Source organism: Tenacibaculum sp. SZ-18, from assembly GCF_002813915.1.
In the GTDB taxonomy this organism is placed as follows: Bacteria; Bacteroidota; Bacteroidia; order Flavobacteriales; family Flavobacteriaceae; genus Polaribacter.
The window spans coordinates 359,395-383,310 of record NZ_CP019335.1; the positions used below are offsets into that span (position 1 = coordinate 359,395).

17 protein-coding genes are annotated in these 23,916 nt (G+C 34.3%); 15 read left to right on the forward strand and 2 right to left on the reverse strand.

Going from position 1 to position 23,916, the window contains the following annotated elements:
• The first annotated feature begins 42 nt into the window (after positions 1–42).
• Entirely contained in the window at positions 43–2,904 is a 2,862-nt protein-coding gene (infB, locus tag BTO06_RS01655; protein ID WP_100923656.1) for a translation initiation factor IF-2, read from the forward strand.
• 533 nt (positions 2,905–3,437) lie between these two features.
• Here infB and BTO06_RS01660 read toward each other — a convergent pair.
• A complete protein-coding gene (locus tag BTO06_RS01660) occupies positions 3,438–3,803 on the reverse strand; it encodes an SPOR domain-containing protein (protein ID WP_100923657.1) in 366 nt (121 codons plus the stop codon).
• Between the two features lie 215 nt (positions 3,804–4,018).
• Here BTO06_RS01660 and BTO06_RS01665 point away from each other — a divergent pair, with 215 nt between their 5' ends.
• The 9 genes from BTO06_RS01665 (at position 4,019) to BTO06_RS01705 (ending at position 16,016) form a co-directional block, all read left to right on the forward strand.
• Positions 4,019–5,320 carry a c-type cytochrome gene (locus tag BTO06_RS01665; RefSeq protein ID WP_100923658.1) on the forward strand — a complete coding sequence of 434 codons (1,302 nt, stop codon included), beginning with the start codon at positions 4,019–4,021 and terminating at the stop codon, positions 5,318–5,320.
• A gap of 32 nt (positions 5,321–5,352) precedes the next feature.
• Entirely contained in the window at positions 5,353–8,511 is a 3,159-nt protein-coding gene (locus BTO06_RS01670; protein ID WP_100923659.1) for a TAT-variant-translocated molybdopterin oxidoreductase, read from the forward strand.
• 22 nt (positions 8,512–8,533) lie between these two features.
• Positions 8,534–9,934: an NrfD/PsrC family molybdoenzyme membrane anchor subunit gene (gene nrfD, locus BTO06_RS01675; protein WP_100923660.1), complete on the forward strand. Its 1,401-nt coding sequence runs from the start codon at positions 8,534–8,536 to the stop codon at positions 9,932–9,934.
• The gene (locus BTO06_RS01680; protein ID WP_100923661.1) at positions 9,924–10,451 is read left to right on the forward strand and encodes a DUF3341 domain-containing protein; all 528 of its coding nucleotides are present in this window, start codon (positions 9,924–9,926) and stop codon (positions 10,449–10,451) included. Before nrfD ends, BTO06_RS01680 begins: the two co-directional genes overlap by 11 nt.
• Before the next feature lie 9 nt (positions 10,452–10,460).
• The gene (locus BTO06_RS01685) at positions 10,461–11,009 is read left to right on the forward strand and encodes a c-type cytochrome (protein WP_198517122.1); all 549 of its coding nucleotides are present in this window, start codon (positions 10,461–10,463) and stop codon (positions 11,007–11,009) included.
• A gap of 49 nt (positions 11,010–11,058) precedes the next feature.
• On the forward strand, positions 11,059–12,717 hold the full coding sequence (locus tag BTO06_RS01690) for a quinol:cytochrome C oxidoreductase (protein WP_232731497.1): 1,659 nt from the start codon (positions 11,059–11,061) through the stop codon (positions 12,715–12,717).
• Between the two features lie 30 nt (positions 12,718–12,747).
• The gene (locus tag BTO06_RS01695; RefSeq protein WP_100923663.1) at positions 12,748–13,764 is read left to right on the forward strand and encodes a cytochrome c oxidase subunit II; all 1,017 of its coding nucleotides are present in this window, start codon (positions 12,748–12,750) and stop codon (positions 13,762–13,764) included.
• 33 nt (positions 13,765–13,797) lie between these two features.
• Positions 13,798–15,576 (forward strand): cytochrome c oxidase subunit I, encoded by a 1,779-nt coding sequence (locus tag BTO06_RS01700; protein ID WP_100923664.1) that lies wholly within the window; start codon positions 13,798–13,800, stop codon positions 15,574–15,576.
• Positions 15,577–15,695: 119 nt separating this feature from the next.
• Positions 15,696–16,016: a hypothetical protein gene (locus tag BTO06_RS01705; RefSeq protein ID WP_157811705.1), complete on the forward strand. Its 321-nt coding sequence runs from the start codon at positions 15,696–15,698 to the stop codon at positions 16,014–16,016.
• A gap of 34 nt (positions 16,017–16,050) precedes the next feature.
• Here BTO06_RS01705 and BTO06_RS01710 read toward each other — a convergent pair whose 3' ends face one another.
• Positions 16,051–18,741, reverse strand: coding sequence for a GEVED domain-containing protein (locus BTO06_RS01710; protein ID WP_100923666.1), 2,691 nt, complete (start codon positions 18,739–18,741; stop codon positions 16,051–16,053).
• 182 nt (positions 18,742–18,923) lie between these two features.
• On the opposite strand from BTO06_RS01710, the gene ruvB reads away from it, so the two are divergent.
• The 5 genes from ruvB to BTO06_RS01735 all read left to right on the forward strand — a co-directional run bounded on the left by ruvB (position 18,924) and on the right by BTO06_RS01735 (position 23,884).
• Positions 18,924–19,946 (forward strand): Holliday junction branch migration DNA helicase RuvB, encoded by a 1,023-nt coding sequence (ruvB, locus tag BTO06_RS01715; RefSeq protein WP_100923667.1) that lies wholly within the window; start codon positions 18,924–18,926, stop codon positions 19,944–19,946.
• Between the two features lie 36 nt (positions 19,947–19,982).
• Entirely contained in the window at positions 19,983–21,674 is a 1,692-nt protein-coding gene (locus BTO06_RS01720; protein WP_232731498.1) for a solute carrier family 26 protein, read from the forward strand.
• Between the two features lie 12 nt (positions 21,675–21,686).
• On the forward strand, positions 21,687–23,090 hold the full coding sequence (locus BTO06_RS01725) for an MBL fold metallo-hydrolase (RefSeq protein ID WP_100923669.1): 1,404 nt from the start codon (positions 21,687–21,689) through the stop codon (positions 23,088–23,090).
• A 222-nt stretch (positions 23,091–23,312) separates the two neighbouring features.
• Entirely contained in the window at positions 23,313–23,576 is a 264-nt protein-coding gene (locus tag BTO06_RS01730) for a heavy-metal-associated domain-containing protein (RefSeq protein ID WP_100923670.1), read from the forward strand.
• An 8-nt stretch (positions 23,577–23,584) separates the two neighbouring features.
• Complete coding sequence (locus BTO06_RS01735) at positions 23,585–23,884, forward strand: hypothetical protein (protein ID WP_100923671.1); 300 nt, start codon at positions 23,585–23,587, stop codon at positions 23,882–23,884.
• Positions 23,885–23,916: the final 32 nt, after the last annotated feature.

Genomic DNA, 23,916 nt, shown 5'->3' on the forward strand with positions numbered 1-23,916 from the left:
GTAAAATAACTTACTTATAGAATATAAAGTATTAAACTATTTATGGCTGAAGCTAAAAAATTAAGACTAAACAGAGTTTTAAGAGAATTAAATATCTCTTTAGATAGAGCAGTGGAACATTTAGCAAAGAATGGTCACGAAATCGAGGCGCGTCCAACTACTAAGATTTCTGATTCAGAATACCAAGTGTTGTTAGATGGTTTCCAAACGGATAAGTCTAAGCGTGTTGCTTCTAAAGAAGTAAGCGAAGAAAAGCGTAAGGAGAAAGAAGAAATACGCAAAAGAATCGAGGCTGAACAAGAAGCCAAAAGAGCTGAAGAAGAAGCAAAGAAACAAGAGATTCTTAAAGCTAGAGCAGATAAGCCTAAATTAAAAACTGTTGGTAAAATAGATATTGGTACGCAAAAATCTATACCAACTACTGAAGTAAAAGAGGAACCTAAACAAGAAGTTAAGGAGCCTGTTAAACTTAAAGAAGCAGTTGTTAACAGCGAAGTAAAAAAAGAGGTAGAATCACCTAAACAAGTTGTGCAAACTGTGACGCCAAAGGTTGGAAGGCAAGAGCTTAAAAAGAAAGAGCCAAAGAAAACTGAAATCCCAAAACAGAAGGTGGCCCAGATTAGTAAACCACCTGTGAAAAAGGAAGAGCCTAAGAAACAAACTGAGTCGAAAAAAGAGATTACTCCAGAGAATGCGGAGAAAATTAAGACAAAGTACCAGAAATTGGATGGTCCTAAAATGACAGGTCAAAAAATTGATTTGAAACAATTTGAAAGACCGAAGAAAAAGAAACCTGATGCAAATAAGGGTAATGATAACGCTGATAAGAAAAAGCGAAGAAGAATTACTAAACCAGGGACCAGTGCTAATAACAATCAACAAGGAAATAACAGAGTTGGTCAAGGTCAAGGAAATAGAAACCAAGCAAACCGTAATCAGGGAAATAGGAGAGGAAACCAAGGGAATAGAAGAGGAAGAAGACCTGAGGTTAAAAAAGAGGAGTTAACGGAAGCTGAAATCCAAAAACAAGTAAGAGAAACTCTTGAAAAGCTTCAAGGGAAATCTAACAAGGGCAAAGGAGCTAAGTATAGACGAGAGAAAAGAGATCAACACAGGCAACAGGTTGAAGCAGAAATGCAAGCAGCTCAGGAAAATATCTTAAAAGTAACTGAGTTTGTAACAGTGAGTGAGGTTGCTACTATGATGGATAAACCCGTTACCGATATTATTTCGGCATGTATGATGCTTGGTATGATGGTGACTATGAACCAGCGTTTAGATGCAGAAACACTCCAAATCGTTGCTGAAGAATTTAACTATAAGGTTGAGTTTGTAGGTGCAGAAGTAGAGGAATCTATCGAAGAAGTTGAAGATAGTCCTGAAGAGTTATTACCACGTGCTCCGATCATCACAGTAATGGGTCACGTAGATCACGGTAAAACATCATTATTAGACTACATTCGTAAGGCAAACGTAATTGCCGGTGAAAGTGGGGGAATTACTCAGCATATAGGAGCATATAGTGTTACTTTAGAGGATGGTCAAAAGATTGCTTTTTTAGATACTCCTGGTCATGAGGCTTTTACAGCGATGCGTGCACGTGGAGCACAGGTTACAGATTTGGTAATTATTGTAATTGCTGCTGATGATGACGTAATGCCACAAACTAAAGAGGCTATTTCACATGCACAAGCTGCAGATGTGCCAATCGTATTTGCAATAAATAAAGTGGATAAGCCAAACGCAAATCCAGATAATATCCGAACTCAATTATCTTCAATGAATTTATTAGTTGAGGATTGGGGAGGAAATATTCAATCACAAGAAATCTCGGCTAAAACTGGTCAAGGTATTGATGAGTTATTAGAAAAGGTTTTATTAGAGGCGGAAGTTTTAGAATTAAAAGCTAATCCAGATAAGAATGCTGTAGGTACAGTTGTAGAGGCATTGTTAGACAAAGGAAGAGGGTATGTTTCTACCATTTTAGTTCAAGCTGGTACATTAAGAATTGGTGACTATTTGCTCGCAGGTAAGCATAGTGGAAAAGTAAGAGCCATGTTCGATGAAAGAGGAAATAAAATTAAAGAAGCTGGACCGTCAACTCCTGTGTCAATTTTAGGGCTAGATGGAGCGCCTCAGGCAGGTGATAAATTCAATGTTTTTGAAGATGAAAGAGAAGCAAAACAAATCGCTGCAAAGCGCTCGCAATTGCAACGTGAACAATCTGTAAGAACTCAGAAGACGTTAACATTAGATGAAATCGGACGACGTATTGCTTTAGGAGATTTTAAGGAGTTAAATATTATATTAAAAGGAGATGTAGATGGTTCAGTAGAAGCATTAACCGATTCTTTCCAGAAATTATCTACTGAAGAAATTCAAGTAAATATTTTACATAAAGGGGTTGGTGCAATTACAGAGTCTGATGTGTTGTTAGCTTCAGCCTCAGATGCAATCATTATTGGATTTAATGTAAGACCACAAGGTAATGCAAGAAATGTAGCGGATAGAGAAGAGGTTGATATTAGAACTTATTCTATTATCTATGATGCAATCAATGATCTTAAGGATGCAATGGAAGGTATGCTTTCTCCTGAAATGAAAGAAGAGATTATTGGTAATGTTGAAATCAGAGAGGTTTATAAAATCTCAAAGGTTGGTAATATTGCGGGATGTATGGTTATGAGCGGTAAAATTACTCGTGACTCCAATATTCGTATAATCAGAGACGGTATTGTTGTACATGACGGTACTTTGGCTTCCTTGAAGCGTTTCAAAGATGATGTAAAAGAAGTTACTAAAGGATATGATTGTGGTTTACAAATTAAAGGTTACAATGATATTAAAGAAGGAGACGTAATTGAAGTTTACATTGAAGTAGCAGTGAAGAAAAAGCTTAAATAGGCTTAAGTAACAATATATAAATTTGGAGGTCTTGATTTTTCAAGGCCTTTTTTTATCTTTTAAGTTTTGAGTGTTTTGTGAAAATTGATTTCCTGTAAATCCAGCGTAGTAGCAAGTATTGACCTCCATTCAAGTCTCGAAAAGATGCGTTAAATGATTTTATTCATCTAGTTTGTCGTTTGCAAATAATCACCAGTAAGGTTGATAAAACTAAAATATGGAGAACGTTTTAGTTGTTGTGATATAATTGATTAAAGCAATGAAATATGGATAACAGAAGTATGATAAATTGAAATATTAAAGATTATTAAAGAATATATGTTCTATTTTTCTGTATTGTAAACTGCACGAAAGGTGTATTTTAAATTACTAATTGTAAATGAATGACAAATGACACAAATTGTTAATCCATTGGTGAAATTAGTACTGATGAATGATCGCTGGATTATGATGTAATAATATTTCTGATCAATAAAAAACTCTTTCAAAAAAAATGAAAGAGTCTTATATTACGTGTTTAAGAATGTTTTAAACTATTTTCTAAATCGGATAACGATAGCTCCTGTAAATTTTTCCTTGATTTTATTTAATGAACGATCAGCTTCAATTTTTGAATAGTATTCTCCAACATGTACTTTCCATTCTGGGGCTTCATATTTTAATTTTGGGATGCCCTGAAACTTCATCATGTAATTTTGTTTGATAGTACGTGCTATTTTTTCATTGCCATTATACAACTGTATCTTGTAAATAGTTTCATTGTTCTTATTGTATTCTCTTTTCTTTTCTAAGAGCGAATTAATCTTCTCATTATCTGTATAATTAGATTGAGAAAAACTATATAAAAAACCAGTTAGTAATAGGGCTAAACAAAATAAATTTTTACAATATAGATGCATGTTACATGTTTTTTACAAAAGTAACGACTTGTGGGCTAATAGATTGCTGATAACTGTTATTTAGAATTGATATAAATTGTAAATTAGGAATCTCTTAACACTTCCTATTTTGCAGATAAGTAGTAATTTTGTCCGAGTTTATGGGAGTGAAATAAATAATTTTCCATTCTTATAGCAACATACATAATAGATACAAAAAATTATATTTTTACAGTATGAAAAGTGTGAATTATCACAACAAAATTAGTCGAATTCTTTTAAGTAGTTTTACTCTTTTATTTGCATTTCTAGTAAGTGTTTCGGTAAATGCCCAGGAAGTTGATGAAGCTCGTCAAAAGGCAGGAAGAAAATTATTTAACGCTAACTGTGCTTCTTGTCATAAGCTAAACAAAAGAGCAACTGGACCTGCTTTAGGTGGAGTTGAAAAAAGAAGAGAAAACGAATGGTTAAAGAAGTGGATTCGTAATAATGCGGAGCTTAGGGCTTCAGGTGATGCTGATGCTATTGCTTTATACGAGGAATGGGGTCAATCAAATATGACTGCGTTTCCGCAGTTAACCGATCAAAATATCGATGATATTTTATATTACACCACTGTTGGTGACCCAAAGAAGGTTGTGGTTGGTTCAGGTGGTGTTGAAGATGATTTAGCCAGTGAGGATCAAGCTCCAAAATGGTTAATCTGGATTCTAGCAGGAGCTATCGTTGTTGCATTCTTAATGATCGCAAGTTTATTAAAAACGGTTAGTGAATTAAAAGGAGCCCCTAAAACCCCTGGTTTGTTAGGGCAAACAGCTGAGTTGTGGGAAGGTGTTAAAAAGAATACGTTTCTACACGTGATGTTCGTGATCTTTGGAGCATTAATGACAGCATATGTTTTATTTGGAACGTTGTTTAAGGTAGGTGTTGATCAAGGATATCAACCAGTTCAACCAATTTTATTTTCCCATAAAATTCATGCAGGTGACAATAAAATTGAGTGTCAGTATTGTCACTCAGCAGCTAAACATTCTAAACATTCAGGGATTCCTTCTTTAAATGTTTGTATGAATTGTCACAAAAACATTGCTGAAGTAGCCGAAGGAACTAAAGTCGTTTTAGAAGATGGAGGACGTGTTGTAGGTAAAACTGAATTAGATAAAGAAATCGCAAAAATATATGAGCACGTAGGTTGGGATAAAGTTGAAATGGAATACACAGGAAATACTAAACCAATCGAATGGGTTAGAATCCATAATTTACCAGACTTTGCTTACTTCAATCACTCACAACACGTAACAGTTGCAGGGGTTAAGTGTCAAAAGTGTCACGGTCCAGTAGAGGAAATGGAAGAATTATATCAGCATTCTCCATTAACTATGGGATGGTGTATTGATTGTCACAAGGAAACTAATGTTGACTTGAAAGGAAATGAGTACTACGCTAAGATTCATGCAGATTTAGCTAAGAAATATGGGGTAGATCAAGTGACAATCGCTCAATTAGGTGGTAAAGAATGTGGTAAGTGCCACTATTAATAATTAAGAAAGTAGAAAAACACGTTATATAAATGGCTTCAAACAAAAAATACTGGCAAAGTGTTGAAGAACTAAATGATAGTTCTGTTGTTGAAACGCTACGTAATAAAGAGTTTGTACAGGAAATACCGACAGAAGAGTTTTTAGGAGATCAAGAAACTCTTGAAGGTTCCTCTACTTCACGTAGAGATTTCTTAAAATATGTTGGTTTTTCAACTGCTGCAGCTTCATTGGCAGCATGTGAAGGACCTGTTAGAAAATCAATCCCTTATGTAGTTCAACCTAACGATTTAGTGGTAGGTGTAGCAGATTGGTATGCAACTACAATTGCAGATGGGTTTGATTTTGCGAATGTTTTAGTGAAAACTAGAGAAGGGCGTCCAATTCAGGTAATGCCGAACAAAGAGGCGGGTGGTGTAACAAGTGCTCGTACGCAAGCTTCAGTGTTATCATTATACGATAGCGACTTACGTGTAAAAGAACCAAGAAAAGGTGATGCTCAATTTACTTGGGCAGATGCAGATAAAGAAATCATCGCTAAATTAGAGAGTCTTAAAAGTGCAGACGCATTAGTTTACTTAATGACTGGAACTTTAGCAAGTCCATCTACTGAAAAGGTAATTGCTGATTTCTTAGCGAAATATCCAAACGTAAAGCATGTAACATATGATGCAGTTTCAGAAAGTGGAACGGCTGATGCAATGGAAGCAATGTATGGTACTCGTGCATTACCAAATTATGATTTCAGTAAGGCTGAAGTAATAGCTTCTATAGGTGCAGATTTCATTGGAGATTGGCAAGGAGGTTACGAAAAGTCTTATGCTGATGGCAGAAGAGCAGATGCTGGTAAGATGTCTTACCATGTGCAAATAGAAAGTAATATGTCTTTGTCTGGAGCAAATGCAGATAAACGTATTGTTGCTAAACCTTCTATTCAAGTAAATGCGTTAGTTAAATTATTTAACGCAATTACAGGTCAGAATATCGCAACTGAGAATACTTCAATTGATGCTCAAGTAGCTAAATTAGCTGCTGATCTTAAGAAAGCAGGGAGTAAGGCTGTAGTTGTAACCGGATTCAACGATAAAAATGCTCAATTAGTTGCTTTAGCAATTAATAAAGCATTAAATAGTGAAATCATTGATACGAAAGCAGTGAACCTAACACGTCAAGGAAATGATGCAAAGGTTGCTGAGCTATTAGCTGATATTAAATCTGGAAAAGCAAAAGGATTAGTTACTTATAACGTAAATCCTGCTTATTCCATTACAGGATTTGGTGAGAATACTAAAAAATTAGATTTCTCTGTAGCAATTTCTACGCAAGATGATGCTACCGCAAATTCAACTCAATTTACATTACCAGCACCTCACAACTTAGAAAGTTGGGGAGATGTTATGGCAACTGCTGGGAAGTATAGTTTAGTACAACCAACCATTGCTCCAATTTTTAATACACGCCAGTTTCAAGATGTGTTATTAAAGTGGTCTGGAGCAACTCAAAATTATTATGATACTTTAAAAGAGTTCTGGAGTACCAACGTGTTAAATGGCGCTTCATGGAATCAAGCATTACATGATGGTTTCTTTATGACTTCAGTTGCTGAAGTAAATAACGAGGTTAATGCAGAGGAAACAACTGCTGTTAATCCAGTAGATTCGGCAAATGAATTATCAAAAGTAAAATCAACTCAATTCGAGTTAACATTATATACTTCTACAGCTTTAGGAGATGGTAAACAAGCGAATAACCCTTGGTTACAAGAATTACCTGATCCAATTACTAGAGCTTCTTGGGATAACTACTTAACAATGTCTATGGCAGATGCTAAGAAGTTAGGTTTTACCAATCCTGTTAAAGATAACGGAGCTATCGATGGTGACTACGCAAAAGTTGCTGTAAATGGAGTAGAAGTTACAGTACCAGTGATTGTTCAACCAGGTCAAGCTAATGGTTCTTTAGGATTAGCTTTAGGTTATGGTAGGAAGCAAGGACTAAAAGAAGAAATGCAAGTAGGTGTAAATGCTTACCCGTTATATGCGGATAGTAAAAACGTACAGTATAATGTATCTGTTGAGAAAGTAAGTGGAACTCACAAGTTCGCTTGTATTCAGGTTCAAAGTACGTTAGCTGGTCGTCACGACATCTTAAGAGAAGCTACTTTAAAAGAAGTGAATGATAAATCTTTAGATCCTAAACATACGTGGAACCAACCTTTCATGGTATCTTACGATCACCAAGAAACTGAAGCTACTGACAGAAAGGTTGATTTATGGGATGATCACGATAGAAGTTTAGGTCATCACTTTAACTTATCGATTGATTTAACCTCATGTACAGGATGTGGAGCGTGTGTTGTAGCGTGTCATGCTGAAAACAATGTTCCAGTAGTCGGTAAAGATGAAGTTCGTGTAGGTAGAGATATGCACTGGTTACGTATTGATCGTTACTATTCTTCAACAGTAGAAGATAAGCAATATGCAAAGGATAAAGATGGTAATGCGATCATTACTATGGATGAGTTCAAAGCTCAGAATCCAAATATTCCTAATAAAGATATTGAAAGAAGATATACTGAGAAAGTATTAAAATTAAGTAAAGGAGACTTATTCGATGCTTTAGAAAATCCTGCTGAGAATCCAGAGGTTACTTTCCAACCAATGATGTGTCAACATTGTAATCACGCACCATGTGAAACAGTTTGTCCGGTAGCTGCAACTTCTCACGGTCGTCAAGGTCAAAACCAAATGGCATATAACCGTTGTGTAGGAACTCGTTATTGTGCGAACAACTGTCCTTACCGTGTTCGTCGTTTTAACTGGTTCAACTATGCAGATAATAAGGAATTTGATTTCAATATGAATAACGAATACGGTAAAATGGTATTAAATCCAGACGTTGTCGTTCGTTCTCGTGGAGTTATGGAAAAATGTTCTATGTGTATTCAAATGACACAAGCTACCATCTTAAAAGCTAAGAGAGAAGGTAGAGCTGTTAAAGCTGATGAATTCCAAACCGCATGTTCACAAGCATGTTCAACTGGTGCTATGGTATTCGGAGACGTTAATAACGATAAAGATGCTGTTGCGAAGTTAAAAGAAGATAGAAGAGCTTTCTACGTGTTAGATTACATTGGTACAAAACCAAACGTAGTGTATCAAGTGAAAGTAAGAAATACAAACGAAGCTTAATTAAATTATAAGAATATAGATTATGTCGGGTCATTACGAATCGTCTTATAGAGAACCTTTAATACTTGGTGATAAGAGTTACCATGATATTACAGAAGATATAGCTAGACCTATAGAAGGAAAAGCTAATAAACACTGGTATGTTGCATTCTACATTTCTTTAGCAGCAATGTTATGGGGGTTTGGATGTATCTTTTACACAGTAGGAACGGGTATTGGTGTTTGGGGATTAAGTAAAAACATTGGATGGGCTTGGGATATTACCAACTTCGTTTGGTGGGTAGGTATCGGTCATGCTGGTACATTAATTTCAGCCGTGTTATTATTATTCCGTCAAAAATGGAGAATGGCAATCAACCGTTCTGCAGAGGCAATGACAATTTTTGCTGTATTTCAAGCAGGATTGTTCCCAATTATTCACATGGGGCGTCCATGGAATGGTTATTGGGTATTACCTATTCCAAACCAATTTGGTTCATTATGGGTTAACTTTAACTCGCCATTATTATGGGATGTATTTGCAATTTCAACCTACTTATCGGTATCATTAGTTTTCTGGTGGACTGGATTATTACCTGATTTTGCAACAATACGTGATAGAGCAGTGAAACCTTTCCAAAAGAAGATTTATGCCTTATTATCATTCGGATGGTCAGGAAGAGCAAAAGATTGGCAACGTTTTGAAGAAGTATCTTTAGTGTTGGCTGGTTTAGCAACTCCATTAGTACTTTCTGTACACACAATTGTATCGTTTGACTTCGCTACTTCTGTAAACCCAGGATGGCACTCAACAATTTTCCCTCCTTACTTCGTTGCTGGAGCGATCTTCTCAGGGTTCGCAATGGTACAAACCTTATTAGGTATAATGCGTAAGGTAACGAACATGGAAGCCTATATTACTCGTTTACATATCGAGTATATGAATATCGTAATTATTTTAACAGGAGGTATTGTAGCTGTTGCATATGCTACTGAATTCTTCATCGCTTGGTATACAGGTTCACCATATGAAAATTATACATATTTATCATTTGGTGCAGAAGCTGGTGCTTACGGATGGGCTTTCTGGTCATTAATGATATTTAATATCATCATTCCTCAAATCTTATGGATTAAGAAGTTTAGAAGAAGTTTCGTTGTTTCTTTCCTAGTATCTATTGCAATTAACATCGGAATGTGGTTTGAGCGTTTTGATATTATCGCGATTGTATTAAGTAAAGGTCAATTACCTTCTACTTGGTGGAGATTTGAGCCAACATTTGTTGATGTAGGTATCTTCATCGGAACTATTGGATTCTTCTTCGTATTATTCTTATTATATGCTAGAACATTCCCAGTAATTCCAACAGCAGAGATTAAGACGATTTTAAAATCTTCAGGAGAGAATTATAAAAAACAAAGAGACGAGAACAATGAGCACTAATAAAGTAATTCACGCATTATACAATGATGATGATATCTTAATGGATGCCGTTAAGAAAGTAAGAGGAGAACATCATCATATTGAAGAAGTATATACTCCTTTCCCAGTTCACGGGTTAGATAAAGCTTTAGGTTTAGCTCCAACTCGTTTAGCAATTACTGCGTTCTTATATGGAATTACAGGAACGTCAATTGCGATTTGGTTAACTTGGTATACAATGATCGCCGATTGGCCGCAAGATATCGGTGGTAAGCCAAGTTTCACATGGTATGAGAATATGCCAGCATTTGTTCCAATTTTGTTTGAATTAACGGTATTCTTTGCAGCTCACTTAATGGTTATTACTTTTTATATGAGAAGTAGAATTTGGCCGTTTAAAGAAGCTGAGAATCCTGATCCTAGAACAACAGATGATCATTTTTTAATGGAAATTTCAGTTAGTGATAATGAAGAAGATTTAAAAACTTTATTAGAATCAACAGGAGCATTAGAAATCAAAGTAGTAGATAAGCACTAATAGATAGATATGAAGAGTATAAAAATAGTTATTGCTTTAGTTATTGTTACAGTTATTGCTTCTTGTAACGATAAACGTAAATCTCAAGTACAATATATGCCAGACATGTATGTCTCTGTACCATACGATGCAAATGGATTTTCATCTGCGGGCGAAGTTCCAGTTAACAGATTACCTGTTGCAGGAACTGTTAGCAGAAGTGGCATTGTGGCTTATGATATTCCAGATACAAATGCTGGTTACGAGAAGGCTAAGAATGAATTGAAGAATCCTTTAGCTAAAAACGAGAAAAACCTTGAAAATGGTAAGAAAATGTACGGTATTTACTGTGTAGTATGTCATGGAAAGAAAGGTGATGGAAACGGAATATTAATGGAAAGAGAGAAATTCTTAGGTATTCCGAACTATAAAGATAGAGACATTACCGAGGGAAGTATTTATCACGTATTAATGTACGGTAAAAACATGATGGGGTCACACTCAGGTCAATTGACATACAAAGAACGTTGGCAAGTAGTACAATACGTGCAGAAGTTAAGAAGCGAATTAAAAAAATAAGTCTATAATAGATAGTTAAGATATGTACCAGTTTTCAGGAAAATTAAAAATGCTAGCTATAATTTTAATGGCTGTAGGTTTGTTAGGAACGATATTAAGTTTTGTAAACACTCCTAGTTCATTAGAAGAAGCGAAAGCTATTTTAGCAGAACAGGAGGCATCACATCATGGTGGTCATGGGTCATCTCATCACGGAGATGATTCTCATCATGCAAATCCTGTTAATAAAGCAGAAGATAAACATGTAACTAATCACAAGGAAGAGACAAAAGATTCTTACAAATCTGAAACTCATAGTGAGGAGAGTCATTCAGAAGATTCTTTAAAAGTTTCCGAGAATCATGATGTTGTAACAAAGAATAATTTAACAGTAAAGAATGAGGAACATTCAGATTCTAATTACAATGCTATTTCAAATGAACACAACTCAGAAGGGCACGCTGAAGATACAAGATTAACCGATAGTTTAAATGGTTACGTAGCTGACAAAGTACACGCTAATCCTTCCCATGACGTGGCACATTCAGCTCATGATACAGATCACGGAGATCACCATGCTGAACATGTATTTCACCAAATGCAAAACAGACCTTGGTCTGCTGTATATGTATCCCTGTTATTCTTTTTAGGTATTACATTACTTGTAATGGCATTTTATGCGGCCCAAAGAATTGCTCATGCGGGTTGGTCGGTTGCTTTATTTAGAGTAATGGAAGCGATTACAGCAAACATTCATTATGTTAGTGTTTTTATGTTAATATTCATCATATTAACAGTTATGCACAAAAATCATTTATTTCCATGGATGGCAGAAGGTACTTTTACTTTAGGTCACGAAAATTATGATCCTATCGTTGATGGAAAGAAATGGTGGATGAATGTTCCAGGTTGGGCAATTCGTAGTGTTATTTATTTAGCTATTTGGAATGGGTTTCGTTATATCATTCGAAAAAAATCGATTAAACAAGATAATGGTGATTTAAAATTACACAAGAATATTTATAATTTATCCGTAGGATTTGTAGTTTTATTTATGATTACTGAAAGTATGATGTCATGGGACTGGATTATGGGTATTGATCCTCACTGGTTTTCAACATTATTTGGATGGTATGTGTTAGCTACTTTCTTAGTTTCGGCTTTAACCGTAATATGCTTAGTAACATTATATTTAAGATCTAAGGGTTATTTACCTATGGTAAATGATAGTCATATACATGATTTAGCTAAGTTTATGTTTGGATTTTCTGTGTTTTGGACATATTTGTGGTTTGCTCAGTTCATGCTTATTTGGTATGCTGATATGCCAGAGGAGACAGTTTATTATGCTTTAAGATTCAAAGAGTATATTGTACCTTTTATTGGTATGCTTGCTTTTAACTTTATCTTTCCAATTCTTTTATTAATTAATAGTGATTTTAAAACAATACCTTGGATATTAGTAATTGGTGGGTTATTTATACTTGTTGGACATTATGTGGATTTATTTGTAATGATTATGCCTGGTACTGTTGGGGGTCAATGGGGTTTTGGGATTGGAGAAATGAGTGCATTTCTTTTCTTCTTGGGACTTTTTATATACGCGACATTTACTGCTTTCTCAAAAGCAAATCCAGTCGCAAAAGGAAATCCGTTCCTGCATGAGAGTGAAACACATCACTATTACATCATTGAACACAGAGGGGAAGATAATAACGCGCATCATTAAAATTAAGAATAAAAAAATAAGTATATAGGTATGCTAGCTCTATTTTATATTTTCATTGCAGTAGCACTAGGAGTAAGTTTTTGGCAAATAACACGCATAATGAATTTACGTAAAGTTATTGCAACGGATGAAGACAACAACAAGCAAGGAAAGATAGCTCTTGGATTTATGGTTTTCTTATACGCAATGATGATTTATTGCTTATTAGCAATGAATGTTATCATGCTTCCAGAGAGTGCTTCATTAGAAGGTGAACACGATGATACTCTTTTTAATATGACTTTCATTTTAATAGGAATCGTTCAGTTTATCATGCAGTTTTTAATTTTTTACTTCACTTTTAAATATCGAGGTAGAAAGGATAAGAAAGCACTATTTTTTGCTGATAGTCACAAACTGGAATTAATCTGGACCGTTATCCCTGCAGTTACGATCGTATTACTCATCGGTTACGGTTTATGGCAGTGGAACAACATTATGTACGTAGGAGATGATGAGAATCCTATCGTGATCGAGGTATATTCGCAACAGTTTAGATGGGATGCTCGTTATGCTGGCTCAGATAATGAATTAGGATTAGGAAATGTAAATTTTATAGACATCAACAACCGAAATACTATGGGGGTTGACATGAGTGATCCGAAGGCACAGGATGATAAGCAGGTAACTGAGTTATATTTACCTAAAGGAAAGAAAATACTTTTTAAATTCCGTTCACAGGATGTTTTACATTCGGCTTACATGCCTCACTTTAGAGCACAAATGAACTGTGTTCCGGGAATGGTTACTCAATTTTCATTTACACCAAAGTATACTACCGAAGAGATGCGTAGTAATCCTGAGGTGATGGCTAAGGCAAAAGGGATAAATAAAATTCGTCAAGCTAAGGGTGAAGATCCTTATGTATTCGATTATTTGTTATTATGTAATAAAATTTGTGGTGCTTCACATTACAATATGCAGATGAAAATAACTGTTGTAGAAGAAGAGGACTACAAAAAGTGGTTAGGTGAGCAAAAAACATTAGCTCAAGTTGTTATTAAGTAAGATTTTAAACAAATTTATTAGATAAATTAAATTATGTCAGGAGAACATCACCATCATAAAGAAACATTTGTAACTAAATATATTTTTAGTACGGATCACAAGATGATTTCGAAACAATTTTTGATTACAGGAATGTTTATGGGAATCATCGGTGTATTCATGTCCATGTTATTTCGTTTACAGATCGCTTGGCCAGAGAAGTCATTTTCTATCATAGAAGCTTTCTTAGGTTCTCATCAGCAAACTGACGGGGTAATGAATCCAGATACGTATTTAGCCCTAGTTACTATTCACGGTACTATTATGGTATTCTTTGTACTTACTGCAGGTTTAAGTGGTACATTTTCAAATCTTTTAATTCCATTACAGATTGGAGCAAGAGATATGGCATCAGGTTTCTTAAACATGGTTTCATATTGGTTATTCTTTATTTCATCAGTTGTAATGGTAGTGTCCTTATTTGTTGAGGCAGGTCCAGCTTCGGCAGGTTGGACGATTTATCCTCCATTATCGGCATTACCAAAAGCTATTCCGGGATCAGGAATGGGAATGACGTTATGGTTAGTATCGATGGCCATTTTTATTGCTTCATCATTAATTGGATCATTAAACTATATTGTTACTGTATTAAATTTGCGTACAAAAGGTATGAAAATGACAAGATTACCTTTAACTATGTGGGCATTTTTTGTGACAGCGATCATTGGTGTAATCTCGTTTCCAGTATTATTATCAGCTGCTTTATTATTAATCTTTGACAGAAGTTTTGGAACGTCCTTCTATTTATCGGATATTTTTATATCAGGAGAAGTATTACATTATCAAGGAGGTTCACCAGTATTATTTGAACACCTATTTTGGTTCTTAGGACACCCTGAGGTATATATCATTTTATTACCGGCACTAGGAATATCATCTGAGGTAATATCAACAAATTCGAGGAAACCTATTTTTGGATATAGAGCAATGATTGGTTCGATTTTAGGTATCGCATTCTTATCAACTATTGTATGGGGTCACCACATGTTTGTATCAGGAATGAATCCATTCTTGGGTTCAGTTTTTACCTTTACAACAGTATTAATTGCAATACCTTCGGCGGTAAAAGCTTTTAATTACGTTACTACATTATGGAAAGGTAACCTACAGTTAAATCCAGCAATGTTATTTTCAATTGGATTAGTTTCAACATTTGTTACAGGTGGATTAACAGGATTAGTTTTAGGAGATTCGGCTTTAGATATTAATATCCACGATACATATTTTGTAGTGGCTCACTTCCACTTAGTAATGGGGGTATCTGCTTTATTTGGAATGTTTGCTGGTGTTTATCACTGGTATCCTAAGATGTATGGAAGAATGATGAATAAAGTAATGGGATATTGGCACTTTTGGTTAACAATTATTGCTGCCTATGGAGTGTTTTTTCCAATGCACTTTATCGGATTAGCTGGTTTACCACGTCGTTACTATACCAACACTTATTTTCCAATGTTCGATGATTTAGCAGATATCAATGTATTTATGACTGTTATGGCAATCATTGGAGGACTAGCACAGTTGATTTTCTTAGCGAACTTTTTTATATCAATGTATAGAGGTCCGAAAGCATCTCAAAATCCATGGAATTCGAATACATTAGAGTGGACAACACCTGTAGAGCATATTCATGGTAACTGGCCAGGGAAAATTCCAGAAGTACATAGATGGGCGTATGATTACAGTAAAACTGACGATAATGGTAATTATATTCATGGTCAAGATTTTGTGTTGCAGTCTACACCATTAAAAGACGGAGAAGAGCCATCCTAATTGGTTTAACATATTATAATGAAGCCTTTCAATTTTATTGAAAGGTTTTTTTTTGTTTATATTTCAGTAAAATTAAATTTAGTAATATGAGTCATCTTATAAAGCTTACTTTATTAATAATGTCAAGTATTTGTTTTTGTAATTGCAATTCCAGTAAGAAGTCGGTAGATTCTCAGACAGGATTATATTCAGAGGAGTCATATATCCAAGATGGCTATGTAAAAGCCGTTATAAAGGATAATAAAAGCGATTCACCTTGTGGCAGTGTTTTAATAAGTATAGTCGATTCTAAGGATATATTAGACCCTGTTAATTTAGAAAATATAATAGGAAAATGGGGGAAGAATATTTGGTTAAAGTATAATTCACTAAGAATGCAAAATAGATGTGAAGTAGCACGTCCAATAAATGTTATAGCCATAAAAAAAAGAGATGAATAATTCATCTCTTTTTTATTTTATATTAATTCATTCTTTATTTGACGAAAAGTTTAACTGTTTTGAATGCTCTTGTTGTACCCATTCTTACGACGTATACACCAGTACTTGCAAAAGACATATCCAATGAGTATTTAAATTTTTTACCGTCTTTAGTTATATTATTAAAAACAATTTGCTTCCCTAGCATATTATAAACCCTAAAGCTTATCAGATCTTCATAATCCGTAGTTAATTCTATGTCAAATTGCCTATTAGGTAGCGACTTCACTTCTAATACCGAATTCTCTAAAATAGCGTCATCAGTACTTAATGTTGTATCTACTATATTTACGGTATAATCGTGAACCTCACCATAATCGAAATTTGAACATGGCTCATTTATATCACCTGTTGCGGTAACATCAATAGCTTTTACTCGTAAAATATGTAATCCTAAAGGTGCAGTTTGTGGAATGTTCAAATCGAAATTCTGTAAACTACTAGCAATTGAAAAACTTTCACCAAGAATTAATTGTTCATTCCTTTCGAATTCACCATTATCATTAAAATCAATCCATGCAGATAGTCCTTCGCCAGATGGATTATCTGACCAGTTATGTTGAGCTCGTAATAAATAAGCCGCCCCCACAGATCTATCCAAATCGGTAGTTAAATCTTTTCGGTTAACATATCCAGTAATATTACCTGTAGAGTTACATCCGCTATTACCGTCATCAACATCAATATCCTCTAAAATAAATCTTTTAATACCATCAACATTACATCCACCTGCGGTTGGAGTGCATGTTCCAAGTTCATTAATTACCTGAATATTTGTTGAATTATTAAAATCATTGGCATCTTCAGCTAATTCTGTAAATACTTTTATATTGTAAGTTTGGTTTAAAGTAGATAAGTTCGCAAGCGATGAAAACGTAAATGTATCGGTTTGTGCTTGTGAAATTGTTCCAGTGTAATTTTCAGTAATTGTAGTACCACCGTTTATCCTGTAACTTACCGGAAAGTTTGATTGATCAGAACGTCCAAAATTTTTGATTGTAACAGTTATTTGCTCCGAATTTGATAGAGTTCCACTTGTTGGGCTATCAATACTAAGAACACCAACATCGTTAAGTGGAGCAGGACTTAGTCTAAAAACACCCACCATATTACTTCTGTTACCGTTGTTAAAATACTCGCTTACAAACCAAAAGTCCGAGTCATTTGAAGGGTCTACAGTTAAATGAGAATAATCTGCATATCTGACAGCTGGATTATCCGAGTTACTTTCCACAATTAATTCTTCAATAGCAGTCATGGCATTCAATGGATCTCCATTAAGTCTTCCTGTATACCTTAGACTAATTCTTTCTGTTGAACTTACAGATGAATAGCCCATACCAATGTTACCTGCTGCGTCCATTGCCATACTTGCACCAAAGGCATGTCTATTTTCGGGAGCTGTATAAGTTCCTTCTTGGTAAATAGACCATGGTTGACCATCACCGCTCTGTCTTAATTCATACCATCTTATACCAGCTAGTTTACCATTAGCGTTTGTATTTACCACAAAATTAAATACAACGGAATTATGTGTAGCAAACTTTCTAAACTGCGCCTGATTCATTATTGTAGCCTGCATAGCATCAATATCCGGCCCTGATGGTTGAGGAAGGTTAGAAAAACCACCACCATCAAAAACCCCAGTAAATGGTGCTGTAGTAATTTCAGTAGCTGCAGAAATTGTTGAATTAGCCGGCGTTGTCCAGTCTACATTTATGGTCCATAATTTTAAATGATCAGAATTTACATTCGTCCATGCATCATCCTGCATGTAAACAATTGTAGCATTTCCTCTAGCTGGTAAATTACCATCTGTTACGTTAAAAGCTTGTGGACTGTAAAATCCGTTTGTTTCGATTCCTGGTAAAGAAAATGCTTGAATGCTAGCTGTTTGATCACCACTTAACATTTTATCTCTCTCTAGTACCCAAACTTGTCCATTACGAGTGTTACCACTGTTATCTGCTTCAGAAATATTTGCGGTAACATAATATCCATCCGACCAGATTGAGAATTTCGTGTAATCAGGGAACGTTCCAGTTTGAAATCCAGTTGCACTGTAAGTATGCCATCCATCATTTACTGGATCATTAGTTTGAGAAATAGCAACGTGGAAACCATTAGGTGAATTTTCAAATTCTGTAACTATATAACGATCTGCTTGAGCGTCATAAAGTACTATTGGGTCACCGTTAGGACTACCAGGGAATAATGTAGTTAAACTAGCGGCTGGAGTAGCTGGTGTTCCATTTTTATTAAAAATTCTAAACGAAGTATTCCATGAAGCGATGTAATAGTCTCTTCCTACTGCTCCAGTTGGATCTGAGGGAGTTGACGTACTGGAGGTGGTTTCGAAAGTTAAACTCGTCGACTTAACTCTTCTAGATAAAGCACTCTTTTGTTTATTTAAGAGTGGGTCTAATCCTTTTGGTAAACCTTTTCCTGGTACTACTTTATTACCTTGGGTTCTTTTGTCTTTACCGTAATAGTTATTCTTATTTATAGAAGCAGGAATAAAAGTCCCTTTCTTCAATTGTTCTGTTATACTTGGTACATAACGATATGTTAAGTTACCTTTCCATGATAGTTTTTGTGGTGTGTTAGGTACCTTCTCTTGTCCATATAAACTTGTTAATAAACAAAGTGAAAGAAGGCAAAGTAAATGGGTAAATCTCGATTGCATTTTTTCAATTAAATTAGTTGAAGATCAAATATACATTATTATCAATATAATACAGGTTTTACCTAAAATTTCAACAACTTTTCTGTAGAAAAAATGAAGTTTATTTGATTACGTAGTTTTATTCTTCTTAAAAGTAACAATTGTTACAATCATAAAACTTGTTTTAAAGTATATTTGCATTTATGAATGATCACTTAAATCCTGATAGTACAAATTATTCGAGAGAAGAAATGGATGTTGAAAAGAAATTACGTCCTTTATCCTTTGATGATTTTACAGGTCAGGAGCAAGCAATTGAAAATTTGAAAATATTTGTGGAGGCGGCAAATCAAAGAGATGAAGCTTTGGATCATGCTTTGTTTCATGGGCCTCCAGGGTTAGGTAAAACCACGCTTGCCAATATTTTGGCAAATGAGTTAGGAGTAGGAATTAAAGTTACATCTGGTCCTGTTTTAGATAAACCGGGAGATTTAGCTGGTTTACTTACAAATTTAGATGAGAGAGATGTGCTTTTTATAGATGAGATTCATCGATTAAGTCCAGTTGTTGAAGAATATTTATATTCAGCAATGGAAGATTATAAAATCGATATAATGATTGAGTCAGGTCCAAATGCTAGAACTGTTCAAATAAGTTTAGAACCTTTTACCTTGGTAGGTGCAACAACAAGATCTGGTTTATTGACAGCTCCAATGAGAGCCCGTTTTGGCATTAGTAGTCGTTTACATTATTATTCTACTGAGCTTTTAACAACTATCATCCAACGAAGTGCAATGATCTTGGGTGTTCCAATTTCAATGGAAGCGGCTATTGAAATTGCAGGTAGAAGTAGAGGTACTCCTAGGATAGCAAATGCGTTACTGAGAAGAGTCCGAGATTTTGCTCAAATTAAAGGAGATGGGAATATTAATTTGAGCATTGCTCAATATGCTTTAAAAGCACTTAATGTAGACGCACACGGATTGGATGAAATGGATAACAAAATTCTTCATACAATTATAAATAAGTTTAAAGGAGGGCCAGTGGGTATAACAACTTTGGCAACAGCTGTTGGTGAAAATGCAGAAACAATTGAAGAAGTATATGAGCCTTTTTTAATTCAAGAAGGATTTATTATGCGGACTCCTAGAGGTAGAGAAGTAACAGATTTAGCTTACAAACATTTAGGAAAAATAAAAGAAAGTAGTCAAGGAGAGTTGTTTTAAGTGAGATTTCAGAAATACATACCTATTTTAAATTGGTTGCCTAAGTATAGAAAGGATCAGTTTGAAGGCGATTTAATCGCTGGAATAACTGTCGCAACAGTTTTAATTCCTCAAGGAATTGCATACGCATTAATTGCAGGTTTACCTCCAATTTATGGTTTATATTCAGCATTAATTCCGCAAGTAGTTTATGCAATCTTCGGTTCTTCCAGACATGTTGCTATTGGTCCTGTAGCAACGGATTCATTAATTGTAGCAGCTAGTATTTCTACTGTTGCTTTAATGGGATCGGAAAGTTACATTGCCATTGCAATATTTTTAGCATTTATGGTTGGTTGTATTCAATTTTTAATGGGAGTTTTTCGACTTGGGTTTATTGTGAATTTTTTATCTAAACCAGTAATCACTGGATTTACATCTGCAGTGGCAATTACAATTGGTTTAAATCAATTTCGAAACTTTTTTGGAGTTGATTTTTTACAAAGTGATCAAATTCATATTTTATTGGACGATATCTTATCTAGAATTTTTGAATTCGATTTAAAGACCACGATTATAGGTTGTATTGCAAGTCTTATTATCATAGTTTGTAGGCGGATTAATAAGAAAATTCCAAATGCACTAATAGTAGTAGTTCTTGGAATTATTATCATGTACTTTTTTAGGAGTAATTTTACCGAAGTTGCAATCGTAGAAGGAATTCCTTCTGGACTACCTGGATTTGAAGTTCCAGAGTTTAATTTTGGGTTGATAAAAGAGTTACTTCCAATGACCTTTACCCTGGTAATGGTTGGTTATTTAGAAATAATTTCTATTGGAAAATATATCGAGACTCAGCAAGAAGAGTATAAAATTGATTCTAACCAAGAATTAATAGCTTTAGGATTGAGCAATATTGTTGGATCATTTTTTAAAGCTTATCCTTCTACATCAAGTTTTTCGAGATCAGCAATAAACTTCGATGCAGGAGCTAGAACTGGAATTGCAGCTTTTATATCAGCTGGATTAGTGATGGTAACTTTATTGTTTTTGACACCAGTTTTTTATTTTTTACCAAAAACAGTACTATCAGCCATAATTATTGTAGCCGTTTTCAGATTGGTTAATGTAAAAGAAGCTCGCTTTTTATGGAGAGCAAATAATTTAGATTTCTGGTTATTATTAGCTACTTTTTGCGCCACTTTATTTTTTGGAATTGAATACGGAATTTTAATAGGAGTGGGATTATCATTAATTGTATTAATTTTCAGAACATCAAGACCAAATGTAGTAGAGCTAGGAAAGGTTCCTGATTCTGACTTTTACAGAAATAAAATTCGTTTTAAAGAAGTTGTTATCGAAGATGAAGTGTTAGTTTTTCGTTTTGATGCGCAATTATTTTATGCGAATTCAAATTACTTTCGAGAGCAGCTAGAATTAATGGTGAAAGATAAAGGAGACAAACTAAAACTTATTGTTTTAGATGGTGAGAGTATCAATAGAGTCGATAGTACTGGGATAGAAATGCTGAAGCAGCAAATTGTATTTTATAAGAGAAAAGAAATACTTTTTTATTTTGCAGGAATTAAAGGTCCAGTAAGAGATGCTATTTTTAAGGCCGGTATGTTAGATGTTGTAAGTATTGACCATTTCTTTATGAGAGCAAATTGGGCTGTACTATTTTATAAAACAGGAGATAATCAAAATCAAAAAAAATACGCTCAGTATATACATCAGGCGTATGAATAAATAACAAAGAATATGAAGATCGAGCAAATTTATACGAAATGTTTATCGCAAGGAGCATATTACATTGAAAGTAATGGAGAGGTAGCAATCATTGATCCTTTGAGAGAAGTACAGCCGTATTTAGAGAAAGCAGAAAAGGATGGTGCGAAGATTAAGTATATTTTCGAAACTCATTTTCATGCAGATTTTGTAAGTGGGCATATTACATTGGCAGAGAAAACTGGTGCCAAAATTGTTTATGGTCCAACAGCGAAAACAAATTTCGAAGCTCATATAGCGAAAGATAATGAATCGTTCTTTGTTGGAAATTTAGAAATAGTTGCAATTCATACCCCAGGTCATACCATGGAGAGTACAATTTATTTATTGAAGGACGAATCTGGTAAAGATTATGCAATTTTTAGTGGAGATACTCTATTTATTGGAGATGTTGGGAGACCAGATTTGGCTCAAAAAGGAGATATTACAAAAGAAGATTTAGCAGGCTTTTTGTTTGATAGTCTTAGGCATAAGATAATGGTTTTGAATGATGATGTAATTGTATATCCAGCTCATGGAGCAGGTTCTGCATGTGGTAAAAACTTAAGTAAAGAAACTGTTAGTACTATTGGCGACCAAAAGAAAAGAAATTACGCGTTAAGGGAGAATATGACACGTGAAGAGTTTATCAAAGAAGTAACTGATGGTTTGTTACCACCACCAGATTATTTTCCTTTGAATGTGAAGTTAAATAAAGAGGGATACGAATCAATTTATACAATTTTAGAGAAGGGTTCTAAGTCTTTATCTGTTGGTCAGTTTGTTGAAAAAACTGAAGAATACGATGCTTTAATTTTAGATGTTCGTCATCAATTTGATTTTATTCAAGGTTTTATACCGAAATCAATGTTTATCGGTTTAAACGGAACATTTGCGCCTTGGGTTGGAGCTTTAATAAAAGATATCCATCAACCAATTGTTTTAGTTACTCCAGAAGGTAAAGAAGAGGAAACAATAACTCGTTTGGCGAGAGTTGGTTTTGATAATGTAATTGGTTATTTAGAAGGTGGATTTGAATCTTGGAAGAAAGCAGGTAAAACTATTGATACGTTGAAATCAATTACTGCTGAGGAATTAGAAAAAAACATCGAGAATAATGCAATTGTTTTTGATGTAAGAAAGCCGGGAGAGTTTGAAAATGAGCATATAAAAGATGTCAAAAGTACTCCGTTAGATTATTTAAATAATTACCTTAGTGTATTTCCTAAAGACAAAGACTTTTTTATTCACTGTGCTGGAGGATACAGATCTGTAATTGCAGCATCTATTCTAAAGGCCAAAGGTTTTAATAATGTAATTGATGTTGCTGGTGGTTTTGCAGCAATACGTAAAACAAATATAAAAACAACAACACCTGTTTGTAATATATCTTCATAAATCATAAGAAACAAAAAATGAAAATGTATTCGATGCAATGCAAGTCAATATAGTAGCTAGTGATTTTGAATCTACAGCAATTGAAGTTTTAGATAAAAAGAAACCTGTAAATAAGTAGTGTCGTTATAGAGGGAGAAGGAAAATAGCTGCTTCAGTTTTAATAGTTAATGGTAATTGTGTTAAAGGAGGATATAATAAGGTGTTTAAATAAATAAAAGTAAAATGACAAGAGAAATTTATATAGAAAATTTAAAATGTGGTGGTTGTGCAAATACTATAAAAAACGGACTAAATGAAATTAAAGGAGTTGATAATGTTGAAGTAAATGTTGAAGAGTCAAAAGTTAGTTTTAACGCTCCAGAAAAAATAGTTGAAACTATTAAGGCAAAATTATCGAAGCTCGGATATCCAGAAGTAGGAGATGAGAACAACTTATTGCACAAGGCGAAATCATTTATAAGTTGTGCTGTAGGAAGAATTAAATAGTTCGTTAGATGAAAAAGGAAACAAATTATAGAAGTTGGTCATTCCGACTTTTAATTTATGTTTTGTTGCTGAATTTAGTGACCATGTATTTAACAATTCAATTTATTCCTTTTGTGCATGATGGAGAAAGGTTTTACATTAGAATGTTAATTTTATCAGTATTAGCGATGTTATTGTTTATCGCAGGAGTAATATTAACTTTCTTTTCTGTTAGAAATAAAGAAAAAAAAGATTACAAGTATAAAGTATCAGTTTATGGTTATCCAATATTTTTTCTGATAAGCATAATAGTACCAATTTTATTATAGAAATAAAAAGGCCGAGTGAAAACTCAGCCTTT